At 60.4% G+C, this 20,543-nt stretch carries 17 protein-coding genes; 4 read left to right on the forward strand and 13 right to left on the reverse strand.

All coding sequences use genetic code 11. From position 1 onward, the window contains the following. Positions 1 to 30: 30 nt before the first annotated feature. Positions 31 to 1,191, reverse strand: coding sequence for an AAA family ATPase (locus AC07VO_RS03395; RefSeq protein ID WP_064615803.1), 1,161 nt, complete (start codon positions 1,189 to 1,191; stop codon positions 31 to 33). A gap of 301 nt (positions 1,192 to 1,492) precedes the next feature. Here AC07VO_RS03395 and AC07VO_RS03400 point away from each other — a divergent pair, with 301 nt between their 5' ends. Genes AC07VO_RS03400 through AC07VO_RS03410 form a run of 3 tightly spaced genes read left to right on the forward strand, consistent with a single transcriptional unit; the run spans position 1,493 to position 6,710 of the window. Beyond that, positions 1,493 to 2,596, forward strand: a complete 1,104-nt coding sequence (locus AC07VO_RS03400) for an efflux RND transporter periplasmic adaptor subunit (protein ID WP_064615805.1) — start codon at positions 1,493 to 1,495, stop codon at positions 2,594 to 2,596. After that, on the forward strand, positions 2,593 to 3,660 hold the full coding sequence (locus AC07VO_RS03405) for an efflux RND transporter periplasmic adaptor subunit (protein WP_064615807.1): 1,068 nt from the start codon (positions 2,593 to 2,595) through the stop codon (positions 3,658 to 3,660). The genes AC07VO_RS03400 and AC07VO_RS03405 overlap by 4 nt, the downstream gene beginning before the upstream one ends. Then, on the forward strand, positions 3,657 to 6,710 hold the full coding sequence (locus tag AC07VO_RS03410) for an efflux RND transporter permease subunit (protein WP_086944174.1): 3,054 nt from the start codon (positions 3,657 to 3,659) through the stop codon (positions 6,708 to 6,710). The genes AC07VO_RS03405 and AC07VO_RS03410 overlap by 4 nt, the downstream gene beginning before the upstream one ends. 3 nt (positions 6,711 to 6,713) lie before the next feature. Here AC07VO_RS03410 and AC07VO_RS03415 read toward each other — a convergent pair whose 3' ends face one another. From AC07VO_RS03415 to AC07VO_RS03470, 12 genes are all read right to left on the reverse strand, one after another. Next, positions 6,714 to 7,343: a class I SAM-dependent methyltransferase gene (locus AC07VO_RS03415; RefSeq protein ID WP_086944173.1), complete on the reverse strand. Its 630-nt coding sequence runs from the start codon at positions 7,341 to 7,343 to the stop codon at positions 6,714 to 6,716. 64 nt (positions 7,344 to 7,407) lie between these two features. Continuing rightward, positions 7,408 to 8,052, reverse strand: a complete 645-nt coding sequence (locus AC07VO_RS03420) for a methionine ABC transporter permease (protein ID WP_018929342.1) — start codon at positions 8,050 to 8,052, stop codon at positions 7,408 to 7,410. Beyond that, positions 8,042 to 9,163 (reverse strand): methionine ABC transporter ATP-binding protein, encoded by a 1,122-nt coding sequence (locus AC07VO_RS03425; RefSeq protein WP_086944172.1) that lies wholly within the window; start codon positions 9,161 to 9,163, stop codon positions 8,042 to 8,044. Before AC07VO_RS03425 ends, AC07VO_RS03420 begins: the two co-directional genes overlap by 11 nt. A 2-nt stretch (positions 9,164 to 9,165) precedes the next feature. Next, positions 9,166 to 9,975 carry a MetQ/NlpA family ABC transporter substrate-binding protein gene (locus tag AC07VO_RS03430; protein WP_018929340.1) on the reverse strand — a complete coding sequence of 270 codons (810 nt, stop codon included), beginning with the start codon at positions 9,973 to 9,975 and terminating at the stop codon, positions 9,166 to 9,168. A gap of 189 nt (positions 9,976 to 10,164) precedes the next feature. After that, positions 10,165 to 11,517, reverse strand: coding sequence for an LLM class flavin-dependent oxidoreductase (locus AC07VO_RS03435; RefSeq protein WP_086944171.1), 1,353 nt, complete (start codon positions 11,515 to 11,517; stop codon positions 10,165 to 10,167). Beyond that, positions 11,517 to 12,710 (reverse strand): SfnB family sulfur acquisition oxidoreductase, encoded by a 1,194-nt coding sequence (locus tag AC07VO_RS03440; RefSeq protein ID WP_064615814.1) that lies wholly within the window; start codon positions 12,708 to 12,710, stop codon positions 11,517 to 11,519. The genes AC07VO_RS03435 and AC07VO_RS03440 overlap by 1 nt, the downstream gene beginning before the upstream one ends. A gap of 23 nt (positions 12,711 to 12,733) precedes the next feature. After that, positions 12,734 to 13,975: an SfnB family sulfur acquisition oxidoreductase gene (locus tag AC07VO_RS03445; protein WP_086944170.1), complete on the reverse strand. Its 1,242-nt coding sequence runs from the start codon at positions 13,973 to 13,975 to the stop codon at positions 12,734 to 12,736. Between the two features lie 393 nt (positions 13,976 to 14,368). Continuing rightward, positions 14,369 to 15,133 carry a hypothetical protein gene (locus tag AC07VO_RS03450; protein WP_086944169.1) on the reverse strand — a complete coding sequence of 255 codons (765 nt, stop codon included), beginning with the start codon at positions 15,131 to 15,133 and terminating at the stop codon, positions 14,369 to 14,371. A gap of 506 nt (positions 15,134 to 15,639) precedes the next feature. Beyond that, entirely contained in the window at positions 15,640 to 16,389 is a 750-nt protein-coding gene (tcyN, locus tag AC07VO_RS03455) for an L-cystine ABC transporter ATP-binding protein TcyN (RefSeq protein WP_007939567.1), read from the reverse strand. A 4-nt stretch (positions 16,390 to 16,393) separates the two neighbouring features. Further along, entirely contained in the window at positions 16,394 to 17,059 is a 666-nt protein-coding gene (gene tcyL / locus AC07VO_RS03460) for a cystine ABC transporter permease (protein WP_007939566.1), read from the reverse strand. Further along, the gene (gene tcyJ, locus AC07VO_RS03465) at positions 17,059 to 17,853 is read right to left on the reverse strand and encodes a cystine ABC transporter substrate-binding protein (protein WP_019581730.1); all 795 of its coding nucleotides are present in this window, start codon (positions 17,851 to 17,853) and stop codon (positions 17,059 to 17,061) included. Before tcyJ ends, tcyL begins: the two co-directional genes overlap by 1 nt. Before the next feature lie 339 nt (positions 17,854 to 18,192). Next, entirely contained in the window at positions 18,193 to 19,185 is a 993-nt protein-coding gene (locus AC07VO_RS03470) for a D-cysteine desulfhydrase (protein ID WP_086944168.1), read from the reverse strand. A 190-nt stretch (positions 19,186 to 19,375) separates the two neighbouring features. Here AC07VO_RS03470 and epsC point away from each other — a divergent pair, with 190 nt between their 5' ends. Then, positions 19,376 to 20,302 (forward strand): serine O-acetyltransferase EpsC, encoded by a 927-nt coding sequence (gene epsC / locus AC07VO_RS03475; RefSeq protein ID WP_018929332.1) that lies wholly within the window; start codon positions 19,376 to 19,378, stop codon positions 20,300 to 20,302. The last annotated feature ends 241 nt before the right edge of the window (positions 20,303 to 20,543 follow it).

Consider the following 20,543-nt stretch of genomic DNA (forward strand, 5'->3'; position numbering starts at 1 on the left):
GCCACAGAGCGAGGGAACGATCAGTGTGTCTCAGTCGGGCCAATACCACACCGGCTCATCCAGCATCCGCTGCCCGACCATCCCGGTCTGGCCGAAATCTTTCTCCAGCACAATGCAATTGCATTCCGGGTCTTGCTGCAATGCCGAGATCAAGCGCCGCGCATGGGACACCACCCACACCTGGCACTGTTCGGACGCTCGAATAATCAACCGCGCCAACGCCGGCAACAAGTCCGGATGCAGACTGGTTTCCGGCTCATTCAGTACCATCAGCGTCGGCGGCCGGGGTGTCAGCAATGCCGCGACCAGCAACAGATAGCGCAACGTCCCGTCCGACAATTCGGCGGCGGACAGTGGCCGCAACAACCCTTCCTGATAAAACTCGATTGCAAATCGGCCACCTTGCAGCAATGCGATGTTCAGCGTCGCGCCGGGGAACGCATCGCTGATCGCCGCCTGCAAGGCTTCGGGATCGCCGATTTCGCGGATGGTCTGTAATGCCGCCGCAAGGTCGCGACCGTCGTGGTGCAACACCGGTGTGCGAGTGCCCAGTTGTGGTTGTCGCGCCGGAGCTTCGGCATCGCTGCGAAAGTGATCGTAGAAGCGCCAGCGGCGGATGAATTCACGCAGCTGCAAGACTTCCGGCGAGGTACGCAAGCTACCAACCTGATCGAACAGGCTGTCGAAATTCGGCGTGTGCTGGGACAGCACCTCCCAGCCGCGTCCGGCCCGTGTGCGAATCATCGGGCCGTCGCGATCCACCAGCAGGCTGGCCGGGCGATAGAACGGCCCGGACCAGATGCATTCCCTTTTGATTTCCGGGTCCAGAGAAAACGCGGAAAGACTCGGTTCCGCAAGGCCCAGCGCGATCGAGTAGCTGAAGTCTTCGCCGGCAAACCCCAGGCGCAGGCGCTTGACGCCGTGTCGCATGGTTGCCTGGACCGGGATTTCACCAGTGCGCATGCGCTGGGTGATGGTTTCCGGCCCGGCCCAGAAGGTCGAATCCAGCCCACCCTCGCGTGCCAAGCCATTGACCACTCCACCCTGAGCAGTTTCCGCCAGCAGACGCAAGGCGCGGTAGAGATTGGATTTACCGCTGCCGTTGGGGCCGGTGATCAGGTTCAGCCGTTCGAGCGGAATCACCAATTTATTGATCGAGCGGTAGTTGGCCACCGCGAGGGTTTTGAGCATGGGGAGCTTCCTGCAGCAGGGCCGCCAGTTTGTCTTATCGTCGGCGACTGTGATCGTCTGTGACGAGGGAGCTTGCTCTTGCTGGGCTACGAAGCGGCTCAAAAAAGTTAAACGAGGTGTGTCAGGCAAAACGAGATAGCAGGTTTGCGTCTGTTGCGCAGCCGAGCGGGAGCAAGCTCCCTCGCCACAGGATAGTCCCCAGGCCATAAGGTACGTAGCAAACCCGTGCACCTGTTGAACCCTGTTCTAAGCTCACAGTCGTATCGTCACTGGCACGTACGTACAACGCAAAGGAGTCTGCATGGCGGGTCCCGGATTGAAATTAATGGTTGGCCTGAGCCTCTTCGCCTTGCTGACCGCCTGTGGTGAAAAAAAGCCCGTCGAGAAGGACCGTCCGCGAGTCTTCGTGCAAGAGGTCAAGCCAACCGATTACGCCGCCGCGGTGACACTCACCGGTGATGTTCAGGCCCGAGTCCAGACCGAGTTGTCGTTCCGCGTGGGCGGCAAGATCATCCAGCGCATGGTCGATGTCGGTGACCGGGTGTCGGCCAAACAAGTGCTGGCCAGGCTTGACCCCAAAGACCTGCAAACCAATGTCGATTCGGCCCAGGCCCAGGTGGTTGCCGAGCAGGCACGGGTCAAACAGACTGCCGCCGCCTTCGTTCGCCAGCAAAAACTCCTGCCCAAGGGCTACACCAGCCAGAGCGAATACGACTCCGCCCAAGCGGCCTTGCGCAGCAGCCAGAGCGCATTGAGCGCGGCTCAAGCGCAATTGGCCAACGCCCGCGATCAACTGAGCTACACCGCGTTGATTGCCGATGCGCCAGGCGTGATTACCGCGCGCCAGGCCGAAGTCGGCCAGGTGGTGCAGGCCACGGTGCCGATTTTCAGCCTGGCCCGGGATGGCGAGCGTGACGCGGTGTTCAACGTTTACGAATCGCTGCTGACCGAGCCGCCGTCGGACCGATCGATTGTGGTCAGCCTGCTCGACAATCCGAAGGTCAAGACCACGGGCACCGTTCGGGAGGTCACGCCAGCGGTGTCCGCGCAGACCGGCACGGTGCAAGTCAAAGTCAGCCTCGATGGTCTCCCTGAAGGCATGCAGCTCGGCTCGGTGGTGAGCGCCACGGCCAAGCCAGTGGGTAAAACCGCAGTGGAACTGCCCTGGGCGGCCCTGACCAAAAACCTCAGCGACCCGGCCGTGTGGCTGGTGGACGCCGAGGGCAAGGCGCAGTTGCACACGGTCACCGTTGGCCGTTACCTGACCGGCAAAGTCATTGTCAGCGCCGGCCTCACCGGTGGCGAAAAAGTCGTCACTGCGGGCGGCCAGTTGCTGCACCCGGGCGTACGGGTGGAGGTCGTCGAAAATACCGATCAGACCCCAACCACAGGAGCCCAACCATGAAGCACCTGTTGCTGTTGTCCGCCGCTGTACTGCTGGTCGCCTGTTCCAAGGAAGAAGCGCCGCCAGAACCGGTGCGGCCGGTGTTATCTGTGGAAGTGAAAGCGCTCCATCAAGAGGATCTCGGCCGGTTCGCCGGCAGCATTCAGGCCCGTTACGAAAGCAATGTCGGTTTCCGGGTGCCGGGGCGTATCGCCAGCCGCAATGTCGATGTCGGCGCCGAAGTCCAGAAAGGCGCCTTGCTCGCCACCCTCGACCCCACCGATCAGCAGAACCAGTTGCGCTCGGCCCAGGGTGACCTGGCGCGTGTTCAGGCGCAGCTCATCAATGCCCAGGCCAACGCCCGGCGTCAGCAGGAGTTGTTCAATCGCGGGGTCGGTGCCCAGGCACAACTGGACATCGCCCAGACCGAACTGAAAACCACCCAGGCGTCCCTCGATCAAGCCAGGGCCGCCGTCAACCAGGCGCAGGACCAACTCAACTACGTCGAGCTGCGCACCGATCACAAAGCCATTGTCACCGCGTGGAATGCCGAAGCCGGGCAAGTGGTGACCGCCGGCCAGCAAGTGGTGACCCTGGCGCAGCCGGACATCAAGGAAGCAGTGATCGACTTGCCCGACACCCTGGTCGATGATTTGCCGGCCGACGTGGTGTTCCAGGTCGCCTCGCAGCTGGACCCGAGCATCACCAGCACCGCCATCGTGCGCGAAATCGAACCCCAGGCCCAAAGCGCGACCCGTACCCGTCGTGCCCGCCTGAGCCTGACCGATACGCCGCCGGGTTTTCACCTCGGCACGGCGATCAGCGTGACCCTCAGCTCTGAAATCAAACCACGCCTCGAACTGCCGGCGAGCGCATTGCAGGAGGTCGATGGGAAAACACGGATCTGGGTCGTCGATCCACAGACGCAAACCGTTGCCCCAAGGGAGGTCAGCCTGGTCAGCCGGACCGACGACACGGTAGTCGTGGCCAACGGAGTGAAGTCCGGCGAGCGGGTGGTCAGTGCCGGTGTGAATAGCCTCAAACCGGGGCAGAAAGTGAGAATTGACGAGGGCAGCCCGCAATGAAAGGGAGTTTCAACTTATCCGAGTGGGCCCTCAAGCATCAGTCGTTTGTCTGGTATTTGATGTTCGTCGCGCTGTTGATGGGCGTGTTCTCCTACCTGAACCTGGGCCGCGAAGAAGACCCGTCGTTCACCATCAAAACCATGGTGATCCAGACCCGCTGGCCCGGCGCGACCCAGGAAGAAACCCTCAAGCAGGTCACTGACCGGATCGAGAAAAAACTCGAAGAACTCGACTCGCTCGATTACGTGAAAAGCTACACCCGCCCCGGTGAATCGACGGTCTTCGTTAATCTGCTCGACACCACCAGCGCCAAGGACATTCCGCAAATCTGGTATCAGGTGCGCAAGAAGATCAACGACATCCGCGGCGACTTCCCGCAAGGCCTGCAAGGGCCGGGCTTCAACGATGAGTTCGGTGACGTGTTCGGTTCGGTGTATGCCTTTACCTCTGACGGCCTGTCAATGCGCCAGCTACGCGATTACGTGGAACAGGTGCGTGCCGAAATCCGTGAAGTGCCAGGGTTGGGCAAGGTCGAAATGATCGGCGAGCAGGATGAAGTGCTGTACCTGAACTTCTCCACCCGCAAACTCGCCGCCCTCGGCATCGATCAGCGCCAGGTGGTGCAGAGCCTGCAATCACAGAATGCCGTGACCCCGGCGGGAGTGATCGAGGCCGGCCCTGAGCGGATTTCGGTGCGGACCTCGGGGCAGTTTGCCTCTGAGAAAGACCTGGCCAACGTCAACCTGAAGCTCAACGACCGCTTCTACCGCCTGGCCGACATCGCCGACATCAGCCGTGGCTATGTCGATCCTGCCACCCCGGAGTTTCGTTTCAACGGCCAGCCAGCCATCGGCCTGGCAATCGCCATGAAGAAGGGCGGCAACATCCAGGCATTTGGCAAGGCGCTGCATCTGCGTATGAACGAGCTGACGGCCGACCTGCCGGTGGGCGTTGGCGTGCACAACGTTTCCGATCAGGCCGAAGTGGTGGAAGAAGCTGTTGGCGGTTTCACCAGTGCGTTGTTCGAAGCCGTGGTGATCGTGCTGATCGTCAGCTTCGTCAGCCTTGGCGTGCGCGCCGGGCTGGTGGTGGCGTGTTCGATTCCGTTGGTGCTGGCGATGGTCTTCCTCTTCATGGAATACAGTGGCATCACCATGCAGCGGATTTCCCTCGGAGCGCTGATCATCGCCCTCGGCCTGCTGGTGGACGACGCGATGATCACGGTGGAGATGATGGTCACGCGCCTGGAAATGGGCGAAACCAAAGAACAGGCGGCGACCTTCGCCTACACCTCGACGGCGTTCCCGATGCTCACCGGCACGCTGGTTACCGTCGCCGGTTTCGTGCCGATCGGCTTGAACGCGAGCTCCGCCGGTGAGTACACCTTCACGCTGTTCGCGGTGATCGCGGTGGCCATGCTGGTGTCATGGATCGTCGCCGTGCTGTTCGCCCCGGTACTCGGTGTGCATATTCTGAGCAGCAATGTGAAACCTCACGACGCAGAGCCAGGGCGCATCGGTCGGGCGTTCAATGGCGGCCTGCTGTGGGCCATGCGCAATCGCTGGTGGGCCATCGGTATCACCGTGGCGCTGTTCGTGCTCTCGGTGTTTTCCATGCAGTTCGTGCAGAACCAGTTCTTCCCGTCCTCGGACCGCCCGGAAATCCTCGTCGACCTGAACCTGCCGCAAAACGCCTCGATCGCCGAAACCCGCAAAGCCGTGGACAAGCTTGAAGCGACGCTCAAGGGCGACCCGGACATCGTGCGCTGGAGCACCTACATCGGCGAGGGTGCGATCCGTTTCTACCTGCCTCTCGACCAGCAGTTGCAGAACCCGTACTACGCGCAACTGGTGATCGTCAGCAAAGGCCAGGAGTCACGCACGGCGCTGACTGCTCGTTTGCAAAAGCGCTTGCGTGAAGACTTCGTCGGCATCGGCAGTTACGTCCAGGCCCTGGAAATGGGCCCGCCGGTGGGGCGTCCGATTCAATACAGGGTCAGCGGTAAAGACATCGATCAAGTGCGCAAACACGCGATCGCCCTGGCCACTGAACTGGATAAAAACCCGCACATCGGCGAGATCATTTACGACTGGAACGAGCCGGGCAAAGTGCTACGCATCGACATCGCGCAAGACAAGGCGCGGCAACTGGGGCTGTCGTCGGAAGACGTGGCGAACCTGATGAACAGCATCGTCGTCGGCTCGCCGGTGACGCAGGTCGATGACGACATCTACCTGATCGACGTGGTCGGCCGCGCTGAAGATGCCGAGCGCGGCAGCCCGGAAACCTTGCAGAACTTGCAGATCGTCACCCCCGGCGGCACTTCGATACCGCTGCTGGCGTTCGCCACGGTGCGCTACGAACTGGAGCAACCGCTGGTATGGCGTCGTGACCGCAAACCGACCATCACCATCAAGGCTGCGGTGCGCGACGAGATTCAGCCGACCGACCTGGTGAAGCAGTTGCAACCGGACATCGACAAGTTCGCCGCCGGTTTGCCGGTGGGCTACAAAGTCGCCACTGGCGGTACGGTGGAGGAAAGCGGCAAGGCCCAGGGGCCGATTGCCAAGGTGGTGCCGTTGATGCTGTTTTTGATGGCGACCTTCCTGATGATCCAGTTGCACAGCGTGCAGAAGCTGTTCCTGGTGGCCAGCGTCGCGCCGCTCGGCTTGATCGGCGTGGTGCTGGCGCTGATTCCGACCGGCACGCCCATGGGCTTCGTGGCGATCCTCGGGATTCTGGCGCTGATCGGCATCATCATCCGCAACTCGGTGATTCTGGTGACCCAAATCGACTCTTTCGAGAAGAGCGGTTATACGCCGTGGGACGCGGTGGTGCAGGCCACGGAGCATCGGCGTCGGCCGATTTTGTTGACGGCAGCGGCGGCGAGCATGGGGATGATCCCGATTGCCCGGGAAGTGTTCTGGGGGCCGATGGCCTACGCGATGATTGGCGGGATCATCATCGCCACCTTGCTGACGCTGCTGTTTTTGCCGGCGCTGTATGTGGCCTGGTACAAGGTACGCGAGCCGAAGAAACAAGCGCCGTAACGATCAGTCGGCTCGACGCCAAACGCTGGCCAACCAAGGCTGCTGCTCCCGTGGCAGCCCCGCCGGCCGGTAGTAATGCTCAAGCTCCACAAACCCCGCCTCGGTCAGTATTTGTTGCCACGCCGCCAGGTCGTAATACGCCCCATAACGCGGTCCGTTCCAGCCTTCCTGATTCTCGCCACGGGGATTGGAACTGAACAACACACCGCCCGGCTTCAATGCCGCGCGCAGTTGCTTCAACACCCTGGGCAACTCCTGGCTCGGGACATGAAACAGCACCGCGTTGGCAAAAATCCCGTCAAACCGCTCGGCTGGCAGATCGAGCTTCAGGAAGTCCTGCTGCCAGACCTCGCAACCGCTGTCGTCCCGGGCCATCTGCGCAAGCTTTTCCGAACCGTCGAGCCCGATGGCGATGTGGCCCAGGCGGGTGAAGGTTTTCAGGTCGCGGCCGGGGCCACAGCCAAAGTCGAGAATGCTGAAGGGCGCCTCACCCTGAATATGCCGCAACAGGGCATCGATGTTCTGGCTGACATCGTGATCGCGAGTGCCTTCACGGAAGTCCTCGGCCACCGCGTTGTAATGGCCCAGGGTGGTAGAGGTGATCTGCTCCAGGTCGGCGGGAGTCTGTTTCATGGTCGGCTGCACAGAAAAAGAAAGAAGCACTGACTATAAGCGCTTTCGCACTTTTGATCTTGATTCAGCGCTTGTTCAACCCCCGCGCCAACCGATCCCCACCCAACTGAATCACCGCCACCAACACCACCAGCAACACAATCACCGTCAACATGATCTGGCTGTCAAAGCGCTGATACCCATATCGATAAGCAATGTCGCCCAACCCACCAGCGCCAATCGCCCCGGCCATGGCCGACGAGTTGATCATGGTCACCAGCGTAATGGTGAAGCCGCCGACAATCCCCGGCAGCGCCTCGGGCAGCAGCACATGCCAGACGATATGCCAGCGTCGGCAACCCATTGCCTGCGCCGCTTCGATCAACCCGTGGTCGACTTCCCGCAGGCTGACTTCGGCGATGCGTGCGAAGAACGGCGTAGCGGCAATAGTCAGCGGCACCACCGCTGCCCAAACGCCATAGGTGGTGCCGACGATCAACCGGGTGAACGGAATCAGCGCCACCATCAAAATCAGAAACGGAATCGAGCGGAACAGGTTCACGAACGCGCCCAGTGCGCGGTTCAGCGCCGGTGCTTCGTAGATCCCGCCTTTGGTGCTGGTGACCAGGATCACCGCCAGCGGAATACCCACCAACAGCGCGATCAGTGACGACACGCCGACCATCAGGAAGGTGTCGATGAAGCCTTGCAGCAATCGATCAAACCACATAACCCAGCACCTCCACCTGTTGCGCCCAATGACTGGCGCGCTGACGCAATTCCTCGGCACCGAGGGACGAACCGGTCACCGCCAGCAGTAATTGCCCCAGCGCATGGCCCTGAATCCGTTCCACGCCCCCTTGCAGCAAACGCACGCGGCCACCGAGGGCGCTGAAAAGCGCCGCCAGGTCTGGCTCGTCGCGTGTATTGCCGGTGAATTGCAAGCGCAGGACCACGGCAGCGTCCGAAGACTGCGGCTGTGCCCGCAAGCGGCTTTGCAGTTCATCCGGCAGGCCGTGTTGCAGCGGCGCGAGCAAGGTCTTGCTCACTTCATGCTGCGGGTTGCCGAAGACCTCCCAGACCGGCCCCTGCTCGACGATTCGCCCGTGCTCCAACACCACGACCCGATCGCAGATATCGCGGATCACCGCCATCTCGTGGGTGATCAGCACGATGGTCAGGCCCAGTCGCTGGTTGATCTCGCGCAGCAGGCCGAGGATCGATTGGGTGGTCTCCGGATCGAGGGCCGAAGTGGCCTCGTCGCACAGCAGAATCTCCGGGTCATGCACCAACGCACGGGCGATGCCGACACGTTGTTTCTGCCCGCCGGAAAGCTGCGCCGGATAAGCCTTGTGTTTACCTTGCAGACCCACCAGTTCGAGCAATTCACGGACCTTCTGCTCGCGTTTTTCCTTGGGCACACCGGCGACTTTCAATGGTAATTCGACGTTCTGCCAAACCGTCTTGGCTGACATCAAATTGAAGTGCTGGAAGATCATGCCGATGCGCCGGCGCAGCGCCACCAGTCGGTCTTCATCGAACTCGCCGATGTCCACCTGATCGATCAGTACTCGCCCGCTGCTCGGTTGTTCGAGGCGGTTGATGGTACGGATCAGAGACGACTTGCCGGCACCGCTGCGCCCGATGATGCCGAACACTTCGCCGCGTTGGATTGCCAGGTCGATACCGTGCAGGGCCGCCACCGGACCTTGCTGGCCATTGTAGGTTTTACCCAGGCCGATGAAGCGCACGTGGGCGCGGTTCAGCTCGGGGTGGAGCTCGGTGCGTTCAGCACTGTGTGGCTCTGGAGTCTCCAGTCGCCGTTGGATGGCGGCCGTCATGCTCAGCTTTCCCAGCCGGCTTGATAGAGCTTGCCGTGGGCTTTATCCAGCGCTGCGCGAACCGCTGGCGAGTGCTGATAGATGTCGACGAATTTGATCAGCCGTGGGTCGGTTTTGCTTTTCGGCTGGATCACGAACTGGATCACGTATTCCTTGTGATCGAGACCATCGAACAGCAGGGCCGAGCTGGCATCGAAGGTTTTCGACAGGCGAATGTAGGCCGGATAACCCTGGACCAGATCGGCGTCGTCATAGGCGCGTACCAGTTGCACGGCTTCAACCTGAAGGATTTTGATTTTCTTCGGGTTGGCGATGATGTCTTCTTCGGTGGCCTTGTAGCCGACGCCCGGTTTGAGGGTGATCAAGCCGGCCTTGGCTAGCAGTTGCAGGCCGCGACCGCTGTTGATCGGGTCGTTGGCGATGGCCACGCTGGCGCCTTCTGGCAACTCGGCGAAGCTTTTGTATTTCTTCGAATAGAGGCCGACGTTGTTGATGATGCCCGGGGCGAACGGCACCAGGTCAAAGCCGGCAGCGGCCTTGGCGTTTTCCAGGAACGGGATGTGCTGGAAATAGTTCACGTCGATGTCGCCCGAGGCGAGGCTGACGTTGGGAGCGATCCAGTCGCTGAACTCCACGAGTTCGACTTTCAGGCCTTGTTTGCTGGCTTCCTCTACGGCGGCTTCCAGCGGAATGGCGAAGGCGGCGGTGGTGCCGACCTTCAACGGCGCGTCGGCGGCGAAGGTGATGGAGCTGAAGAGGCCGAGGGCCAGGGCCAGTGCTTTGACTGGGTGGGATAAGAGTTTTTTGGTCATGATGATTTTCCAGTCAATTGTTTAATGTGCATGCTTTTGTGGCGAGGGAGCTTGCTCCCGCTGGGCTGCGAAGCGGCCCCAAAGCCATTCAATGAGCTCAGTCAGTTGAAACTCGCCAGCAGGTTTTGCGACTGCTGCGCAGTCGAGCGGGGCGATGCGGCGTTCCGACAAGCTCCCTCGCCACAGGTTTTAGTGTCGGTAGTGGGAGCCTGTGTGTTGCTCAGGCAAATGCGCGTCACGCTGGAACAGTTTTTCCCGCAGGCTGCCGTCGTCGTAAGCGGTCTTGTACGAGCCCCTGCGTTGCAACTCGGGAATCACCAGCTCAATGAAATCCACATAGCTTTCCGGGGTGACGATCCTTGTCAGGTTGAAGCCGTCGAGGCCGGTTTCGGCGATCCATGATTCCAGCTCATCGGCCACTTGCTCAGGCGAGCCGACCACGGTGATGTAGCGGCCACCGAGGGCGTGTTGTTCCAGCAGTTTGCGGCGGGTCCAGTCGTTGTTTTGCAGGTTCTTGGTGGCGGACTGGATGGCGTTGCTCTTCACGTACTGGATCGGTTCGTCGAGTTCGTACTCGGAAAAATCGATCCCGGTGGACGCCGAAAAGTGCGCCACGCCGGCCTCGGCGCTGGCGTAGCTCAAGTACTCGGCATGCTTGGCCCAGGCCAGCGCTTCGGTGGCGCCGACGATCACGTTCAAGCCCATGAACACCTTGATGTCCCAAGGCTTGCGCCCGGCCTCGACGGCGCTGGCGCGAACCTTGTCCACTTGAGCCCGGGTCGCCGGTTTGTTCTGGCCGCTGATGAACACGCACTCGGCATGCCGACCGGCGAACAGCAAACCGCGATCGGAGCTGCCGGCCTGGAACAGCACCGGCGTGCGTTGCGGCGACGGCTCGCAGAGGTGATAACCCTCGACCTGATAGAACTCGCCCTTGTGCTCGACCTTGTGCACTTTGTCTGGCTGGGCGTAGATCCGTTGCTCGCGGTCGTTGAGCACCGCGCCGTTTTCCCAGCTGCCTTCCCAGAGTTTGTAGAGCACTTGCAGGTATTCGTCGGCCTGGTCGTAACGTCGGTCGTGTTCCACCTGCTCGCTGAGGCCCATGGCCTTGGCGGCGCTGTCCAGATAGCCGGTGACGATGTTCCAGCCGACCCGGCCGCGACTCAGATGATCAAGCGTCGACAGGCGTCGGGCGAACAGATACGGCGGCTCGTAGGTCAGGTTAGCGGTCAGGCCGAAGCCGAGGTTCTTGGTGACCGCTGCCATGGCCGAGACCAGGAGCAGCGGATCGTTGACCGGCAATTGGATCGACTCTTTGAGCGGCACGTCGATCGAGTTCTGGTAGACGTCGTACACGCCGACGATGTCGGCGATGAACAGACCGTCGAACAGTCCGCGCTCCAGCAACTGCGCTAGCTCAGTCCAGTACTCGATGGTTTTGTATTGGGTGGAGTTGTCCCGTGGATGGGTCCACAGACCATGGTTGATGTGCCCGATGCAGTTCATGTTGAACGCGTTGAGCAGGATCTTCTTTTTGCTCATCAAATGGTCCCCCGCAACGGCGGGTTTTCATCGTTGAGGTAGTAATTGCCCACCGCGTGATACTTCCAGCGCACCGGGTCGTGCAGGGTGTGCACCCGGGCGTTGCGCCAGTGCCGATCGAGGCCGTGCTCAATCAGGGTCGCCTGGCTACCAGCCAGTTCGAACAACGTGCTGCCGGCGGCGAGGGAGATCTCAGTGCTGATGGCCCGGGCTTCGGCAACCGCAATCGACGCGGCGGCGACGGTCTCGGCATTGGTGTCGGCCTGGGCCCGGTCGAGGAATTCGCCGGAGCGTTCCAGCAAGGCTTCGGTGGCGTGCAGACGAATACTCAAGTGGCCGAAACTCTTGATGGTCAGCGGGTCTTCGGTGGCTGTTTCATGCGTGGCGTCGATCCACGGTCGGGTTTTGGTGCGCACGAAATGCAATGCATCTTCATAGGCTGCGCGGGCAATGCCGGTGTCGATCGCGGCGTGGAGAATCTGCGCCAATGGGCCGACAGTGGTCGGGCGTTCGAATGCGCTTTGAAATGGAATCACGTCTTCGGCGGCAACGTAGACATCCTCGAACACCACCGAACCGCTGCCGGTGGTGCGCTGGCCGAAGCCGCTCCAGTCGTCGATGACCGTCAGGCCTTTGCTGTTGTGCGGGACGAAGGCCAGCTGCTGCACGCCGTTTTCATCCACTACTGAGGTGGGGATGCGCTGGGCGTAAATGGCGCCGGTGGCGTAGAACTTGCGGCCGTTGATGCGATAGCCGTCACCGTTGCGGGTCAGGCGGGTGACGCGGTCATGGGCGGTTTTGGTGCCCAGTTCCGCCAGTGCATTGCCGAAACGCTGGCCGGCCAGCACTTCGGCGTACAGGCGTTTTTTCTGCTCATGGCTGCCGTTCACACGGAGCACTTCGAGGGCGTAGAAATGGTTCTGCGGGATCTGCCCCAGGGAGCCGTCAGCCTGGGCGATCAACGCGATCACTTTGGCCAGGGTGGCGTTGGAAACCCCGGCGCCGCCGTATTCCTTTGGCACGCTGATGCCCCAAAGACCCGAACGGGAAAACACTTCCAGTTCCGGGTGCGGCAAACGACGTTCGCGGTCGCGCAGGGCGCTGTCGCGTTTGAAGTCGTCGGCCAGGTCACCGGCGACGATCAGGGCTTGCTCATCGCTGGTAATGACCGCGACGTTTCGAGAAAGAGACATGTGTTTCTCCAGCGATCTGGTCGTTAAATCCAGGAGTGGCGAGCCGGCAACGTGCCGTTCAAGTGATAAGCGCCAACCGCGTGATACTTCCAGCGCACCGGGTCGTGCAGCGTGTGCACCCGGGCATTGCGCCAGTGGCGGTCGAGGTTGAACTCGGCGAGGGTGGCGCGGCTGCCGGCCAGCTCGAAGAGTTTTTCGCTGGCCAGCAGCGAGATCTCGGTGGTCAGCACTTTGGCCTCGGCAACGGCAATCGAGGCGCGTGCCGCAGACTCGGCGGTGAGCGGCGCGGCGTTGACCTGATCGAGCACTTGCCCGGCCTTGCGCAGCAGCGCTTCGGCGGCGTGCAGTTCAATTTTCAGCTTGCCGATATCGGCGATCACGTAGAGGTCGTCGCTGGCCCGTTCGACCTTGGCGTCGATCCAGGGCCGGGCACGGGTTTTCACGAATTCGATGGCGTCATCGATAGCGCCCCGGGCGATGCCGGCGTCGATGGCTGCTTGAATCAGCTGCGATACGGCGCCCTGAGTGTTCGGGCTGTCGTTGATCCTCCAGTTATCCACCACCAACTCGGCGTCGACCCGCACGTTGTTGAGCAAAATGGTGCCGCTGGCGGTGGTGCGCTGGCCGAACCCCGACCAGTCATCGACGATGCGCAGGCCCGGGGTGCCACGACGAACGAAGGCCAGCACTTGCTTGCCGTCGTCGTTCAGCGCCTTGACGGCCACCCAATGGGCGAACAAGGCGCCGGTGGAGTAGAACTTCTGCCCGTTGATGACGAAGCTATCGCCGTCTGCGGTGATTCGCGCCTTGAGCTCCAGGGTATTTTTGGTACCGCGCTCCGGCCCCGCGTTACCGATCCGCCAGCCTTCGAGCACGCTTTTGAACAGCTGTTTTTTCTGCGACTCGGTGGCACTGCCCAGTATCAGATTGAGAATCCCGAACTGGTTCTGCGGGATCTGCCCCAGGGCCGGGTCGGCTGCGGAAATGATTGCGAAGACTTCGGCAACGGTGACGAATGAAACCTGTGGGCCGCCGTACTCACGCGGGATGGCAATGCTGCCCAGGCCGCTACGGGTGAACTGTTCGATTTCCGACCAGGGCAACTTGCGCTGCTGGTCACGTTTGGCGGCTTGCAGGCGCGCGACTTGCGCCAGCTCTTGGGCAGCCTTGATGGCTTGTGCGTCGTTGCGCAAGACCTGCGCGGGCAACAACAAGGGGGCGACGTCCAGATCACTCTGGATGATTGCATCTGCCAGACTGGACATCAGTGCCGCTCCTTGGCTGCACGCAATGCCCTGGCGATTTGCACTGGGGTGATTGTGTTCCGGACCATACCTACCTCACATCTCATGAAAACGCCGCAGGTGTTGCGGCGAACGAAAAACACGAATGTCCGGTGGTCCGGTGTATATACCCTAAACGCGTATAAATAATTAATGAACTAACTTTTAGGAATATGCATAGAAGGGTGGCATCGCCAGGACGGTCGAGCCCTGTGGCGAGGGAGCTTGCTCCCGCTCGGCTGCGAAGCAGTCGCAAAATCGGCCATCACGATTCAATTACACAAACACGTGAGCCAGTTTTGGGGGCGCTTCGCACCCCAGCGGGAGCAAGCTCCCTCGCCACAAAAAGCCCTCATATCCTGCACTACAGGCGCTTCACTTCTTTCGAGGCTCAGCAGCTTTGAGCACTTCTTTGGGCGGCACTTTCAGGTAAGGATTGGCACAGCCGATCTTCAGCGTGCGGGCCGGTGCCCAGCGCGAGTTGTTACCCACCCGGTCGAGGATGCAGTAGGTCACTTCCAGTCGAAGGTCTTCGCCGGCTTCGAGAATGATTGCCGGCGGCACCCAGACGTGAATCGGCTGACCCACATCGTCGGCCTTGAGTTTGGGCAGGTCCATGCGCACATCGCCCCAGCGCAGGGTGATTTCGTCGTCGGTGGCCATGTTTAGGTACGGTTCGATGGTCAATGGCACACCGCGCTTGACCTGGTTCGGATTGACCCCCTGACGGCGAATGGTCTCGGGGATGAACACCGGCGCCAGGCTCTGGTTTTCCTCATCGCAAAGGGGCGAGGGTTGACCGCCGGGGCAATCGAGTTTGATCTGGACACGCGCCGCCGGTGATACCGCTGGCCCTTGCCCGATCTGCATGACCTTGTAATGGACGCGAGCAGAACCGTTGGCAATGAAGCTTTCCGGCACCCGCAAGCTCACCGCTTTGTTGCCATGATCCGCTCCCAATACGCTGGAGGCCACGTAGCAGTTGTTCCAGAACAGCTCGATCAGGTCGCCTTCGTACATACGGGGATAGGGAGGCACGTCGATTATCAGGTGAGCGGCCGAGGTGATGTTGATACCAGTCTTGTGAGTTTGCGCCAGGGTCGGGGCTGCAAGCTCGGGTTTGTTCGAAGTGCTTGTCATGGGGTTCTCTCCTTGAAGCCTTACCGCGAAGTCCGTTTCTGAAAGATCGAAAGGCGTGTATTACCAGGCAACAAAACGATTCACTGTTTGTGTGTTTTAAGAATGATCGAGTGTGGTGGTAGTCGCCTGTTGGAGACTAGATAAGAGTGCGTTCGAATAGGTGTCAATAGAACTGATTGGCTAAAGGTTGGTTCTTGGGTTATTCAGAAATTTCCTACGCAGTGTAGTTAGTAAACCGCATCGTGGTGTCGAATTTAGTCCAATATTTCGTGGGTTTTACGCCTTGGGAGCAGCAGCCCGTTGAGTGAGGGTGGTGAGGGATTTCATGGATTTTAAGGGAAGTGAATCTGTTGCAGGACATATATATGTACCGCACGGGAGGGCTGGAAGTTGTTTATGATTTGGGTGAATCAAAGAGGTCAGGGGGAGGAGGGGCATGAGGTTTTTAGAAGAAGGGGGGTGTCACTTCCATCCATGGAAGTTGACGTTTTTTTGAAAGGATGCAACTAAGCGTTGTTAAGGAATTTACTGAGAAACTGCTTCGTCCGTTCTTCTTTCGGGTTGGCAAAGAGTGCCTTGGCTTCGCCCTGTTCGACAATCACACCCTTGTCGAAAAACACCACACGGTTGGCCACGTCCCGAGCAAAACCCATCTCGTGGGTGACGATCACCATGGTGCGTTTCTCCTCGGCCAGGCCGCGGATGGTCGCCAACACTTCGCCCACCAATTCCGGGTCCAGCGCCGAGGTCGGTTCATCGAACAGGATTACTTCCGGTTCCATCGCCAGCGCCCGGGCAATCGCCACACGCTGTTGCTGACCGCCGGAGAGGCGTCGCGGGTAAGCGTCTTCCTTGCCCGCCAGGCCGACCTTGGCCAACAGCTTTTTACCCAAGGCAACGGCGTCGGCTCGTGGAATCTTTTTCACCACGATCGGGCCTTCGATAACGTTTTCCAAGGCTGTGCGATGGGGAAACAGATTGAAGTTCTGGAACACAAAACCCACGTGCTGGCGAAGGCGTCGTACCAGGCTCTGCTGCTGGTTCAGGGGGCGGCTGCCATCGATCTCGATGTCGCCGACCTTGATCCGGCCGCTGGTGGGTTCTTCCAGAAAATTCAGGCAACGCAGGAACGTGGTCTTGCCAGAGCCGCTGGGGCCGATGATTGCCACCACCTCGCCTTCCTTCACCTGCAGATCGATGCCGTTGAGCACCACCTGACCCTTGAACTGCTTTGTCAGCTTTTCCACGACAATCATGGGGTCAGGACTCCTGGTCGTGCCGATTGACCCGCTCTTCCAACTTGTTCTGCAGGTGCGAAAGCACCGTGGCCAGAACCCAGTAGATCAGCGCGGCGGCAAGATACATGGTGAAAATTTCGAAGGTACGGGCGGTGATCAGCTGCGCCTGGCGGAACAGCTCCGGCACCTGAATGGTGGCCGCCAGCGCGGTGTCCTTGACCAGCGAGATGAAGCTGTTGCCCAACGGTGGCAGGGCCGTGCGCATCGCTTGCGGCAGAATGGCCCGGCGCAGGGTTTGCGCGCGGGTCATGCCGATACTGGCCGCAGCTTCCCATTGGCCGCGCTCGATGGAGCTGATCGCGGCACGCAGGATTTCGCAGGCGTAGGCCGCCATGTTCAGCGAGAAGCCGATCAGGGCTGCCGGCAGCGGATCAAGTTCGATGCCCAATTGCGGCAAGCCGTAATAGATCACGAACAGTTGCACCAGCAACGGCGTGCCGCGAAAGAACGACACGTAGATGCGGGAAATCCAGCTCACCAGTTTGAAGCGCGACAGGCGCATCAACGCCAGGCCGAAGCCCATCAGCAGGCCGAAGAACATTCCGCCCAGGCTCAGGATGACCGTGTAATACGCGCCCTTGAGCAGGAAGGGCGCGGAGTCCAGCGCGAGTTGGAAAGCTTCTCCCATTATTGAGTGACGTCAGCGCTGAAGTATTTTTCCGAAAGCTTTTTCAGCGTACCGTCGGCACGCAGCTTGTCGATGGCTTTGTTCACCGCGGCCAGCAGTTCAGGCTCGCCTTTGCGCAGGGCAATACCGGCCTCCTGACGGGAGAACGCTTCGCCGGCGGCGGCAGTGTCCTTGGCCTTCCTGGCGTATTCCAGCGCGGCCAGGCGGTCGATCAGAATGGCGTCGATGCGGCCGACGCGCAGATCCTGGAACTTGCTCGGGTCATCTTCGTAGGTGCGGACGTCAGCCTTAGGCACATTCTCTTTCACCCACTGCTCGTAGTTGGTGCCCAGGCCTACGCCGACTTTCTTGCCGGCCAGATCGGCGGCGGTCTTGATGGTGTCTTTGTTTTTGGTCAGGGTCAGCGCCTGAATCCCGGAAACGGTGTACGGCTCGGAGAAGTCGTACTTCTTCTTGCGCTCTTCGGTGATGGTCACCTGGTTGATCACCGCGTCCAAACGCTTGGATTCCAGGGCCGCGAGGATGCCTTCCCATTTGGTCGGCTGCAGTTTGACCTTCACGCCCAGCTCTTTGGCCAAGGCTTCGGAGAACTCGACTTCGAAGCCGCTCAGTTTGCCGGCCTCGTCGACGAAGCTGAACGGTGGATAAGTGCCCTCCAGGCCGACGTTGATCACGCCCGCGTCCTTGATCTTTTGCAGTTGCTCTCCGGCAACCGCTTGCCCGAGCAGGCCGGCGCTCAGCGCCAGGCCCAACGAGCCCACCAGCAGATTTCTACGTAGTGCGGAAAAATTCATGACAAGCCCCTGTGTTTTCTTATGGAAGACGCTTAAGGAAAGTTGGCAAATTCGGGATTTGAACGACTGCGATATCCTGCCCTAAAGCAGCTTATGCGTCTCGCTGCAAATTCGCCTGCGGCGCGACTATATGATGTCGTCTTTAGATAGGAAAATAATAAATATTAAGTTTGTTATTCTTTAATTGAATATTGGAAGAATGCATTCCTGTGGCGAGGGGGCTTGCCCCCGTTCGGCTGCGAAGCAGTCGTAATGTCTGCTGACTCGATATGACTGCCGGACACAAGGGGCCGCTGCGCGACCCAACGGGGGCAAGCCCCCTCGCCACAGGACTATCGGCTATAAAAAGTCTTTGTAGGCAAACAACGCCGGCGCTCCACCGGTGTGCAGGAAGATGATCGGGCCCGCATCGAAGCGCTGGCGACCGATGCCGTCGAGCAAACCGGCCATGGCCTTGCCGGTATACACCGGGTCCAGCAACAACCCTTCCTGGCTCGCCAACAGCTTCACCGCCGCCAGCGTCCCGGCATTCGGCTCGCCATAACGCGGGCCGAAATATTCGTCCCACAGTTCGACTTTGAAACTCGCCGGCAGGCCCACGCCCAACAGCTCGGCAGTGCGTTCGGCGAGGCCCTGGACTTTCGGTCTTTGAGCTTCATCGCTACGGGAAACGGTCACGCCGATCACTGGCAAATCCGGCAGTACTTCGCTCAATGCCAGCGCCAGGCCGCTATGGGTGCCGGCACTGCCGGAAGCCAGGACTACGGCGGCGAATTGCAGCCCGGTGTCCTTGATCTGCTCGGCCATTTCCAGACCCGCACGGACATAACCCAAAGCGCCCACCGCATTGGAGCCACCAATCGGCACCAGATAGGGTTTCTTGCCGTTGCTGCGCAGACGTGCGGCCAGCGCTTGCAATTGCTCGTCAGCGTTGTCGAGGTTTTCCACCAGTTCGACCTTGGCATCGAACAGGTCCAGCAACAGCCGATTGCCATTGCCGAGGTAGTTGCTATCGTCAGTGCCGAGCGGGTTCTCCAGCAGCGCCACGCAGCCCAGGCCAAGCTTGGCCGCAATGGCGGCGGTTTGGCGCACGTGGTTGGACTGGATCGCGCCAGCGGTGATCAGCGTATCGGCGCCTTGGGCCAGGGCGTCGGCGGCGAGGTATTCGAGTTTGCGCAGCTTGTTGCCGCCCAGTGCCAATGGCGTCAGGTCATCGCGTTTGACGTACACATCGCGGCCCAGCCAGGTCGACAGGCGTTCGAGTTTTTCCAGGGGGGTAGGGTGACCGAGCAGGTCGAGGCGGTTAAAACGGGCAAGCTGTTGTTTGATCATGGGTCCGTACTGGCGGAGGAAGATGTCAGGACTATAGGCACGGGTATTTAGTGGGGCAACTGCCAATCGCTTATAGCCAAAAGTATTGTTAACAGCACTATTGGTTCTTAATTCGGCTGCAAGTCGTTGCCGTAAAGTAATCGCCGTCAGTGCGGCCAGACAGTCCGGCCGCCCGTGAGGAGTTTTTACCGTGAGCGAGCGTTCCAGCCATTGGCAATTGCAGACCATCGTCAGCCAACTGCGTACGGCGCGCGACCAGTGGCGCGCACAAAACGGCCGCGCCAGCACCGAGCAGGGCGGTCGCGAGTTGCCGTCCCGAGCGGCCATGGCGGACATTCTCGAAGCCTTGTGCGGTGCGTTGTTTCCGATGCGTCTGGGGCCGGTGGATTTGCGCGAGGAGAGTGAGGACTTCTACGTCGGCCACACACTCGACGTGGCGTTGAATGCATTGCTGGCTCAGGCGCGGCTCGAATTGCGTTACGTCGCTCGCCACAGTGCCGGGGTCGATTCTGAAGTCGAAGCCAAGGCCATCCGGATCATTCAGGACTTCGCCCTCGCTCTGCCGGAATTGCGCAGCCTGTTGGACACCGACGTGCTGGCGGCCTATCACGGCGATCCGGCGGCTCGCAGTGTCGATGAAGTGTTGCTGTGCTATCCGGGAATCCTGGCGGTGATTCACCATCGTCTGGCCCACCATTTGTACCGCGCCGGGTTGCCGTTGCTGGCGCGGATCAGCGCGGAAATCGCCCACTCGGCCACCGGTATCGACATCCATCCTGGCGCGCAGATCGGTCGCAGTTTCTTCATCGACCACGGTACGGGTGTGGTGATCGGCGAAACCGCGATCATTGGCGAGCGGGTGCGGATTTATCAGGCCGTGACGTTGGGCGCCAAGCGCTTCCCGGCGGACGAAGACGGCCAGTTGCAGAAGGGCCATCCGCGGCATCCGATCGTCGAGGACGACGTGGTGATCTATGCCGGCGCGACGATTCTGGGACGGATCACCATCGGCAAGGGCTCGACGATTGGTGGCAACGTCTGGCTGACCCGCAGCGTGCCAGCGGGGTGCAACCTGACCCAGGCGAATCTGCAGCATGATGACGGGACGCAGAAGTAAGGCTCCCTGATATTTGCTGACTGACATGCAGTCTTCGCGGGCAAGCCTCGCTCCTACAGAATCAGTGTCGATCGGGGACTTGGCGACCGACACAAAATCTGTAGGAGCGAGGCTTGCCCGCGAATGGTTTCAAGCCAAACCGAGATAATGGCATCCAGCTAATTTTCCACAGAACAAATCCCGTAAACCCCGCGTCATACCCTTCCTTGCACTCGCGCAGAAAAGCTACCGCCGAGCCCTG

It is taken from the genome of Pseudomonas sp. GW821-FHT03E01 (assembly GCF_059420765.1).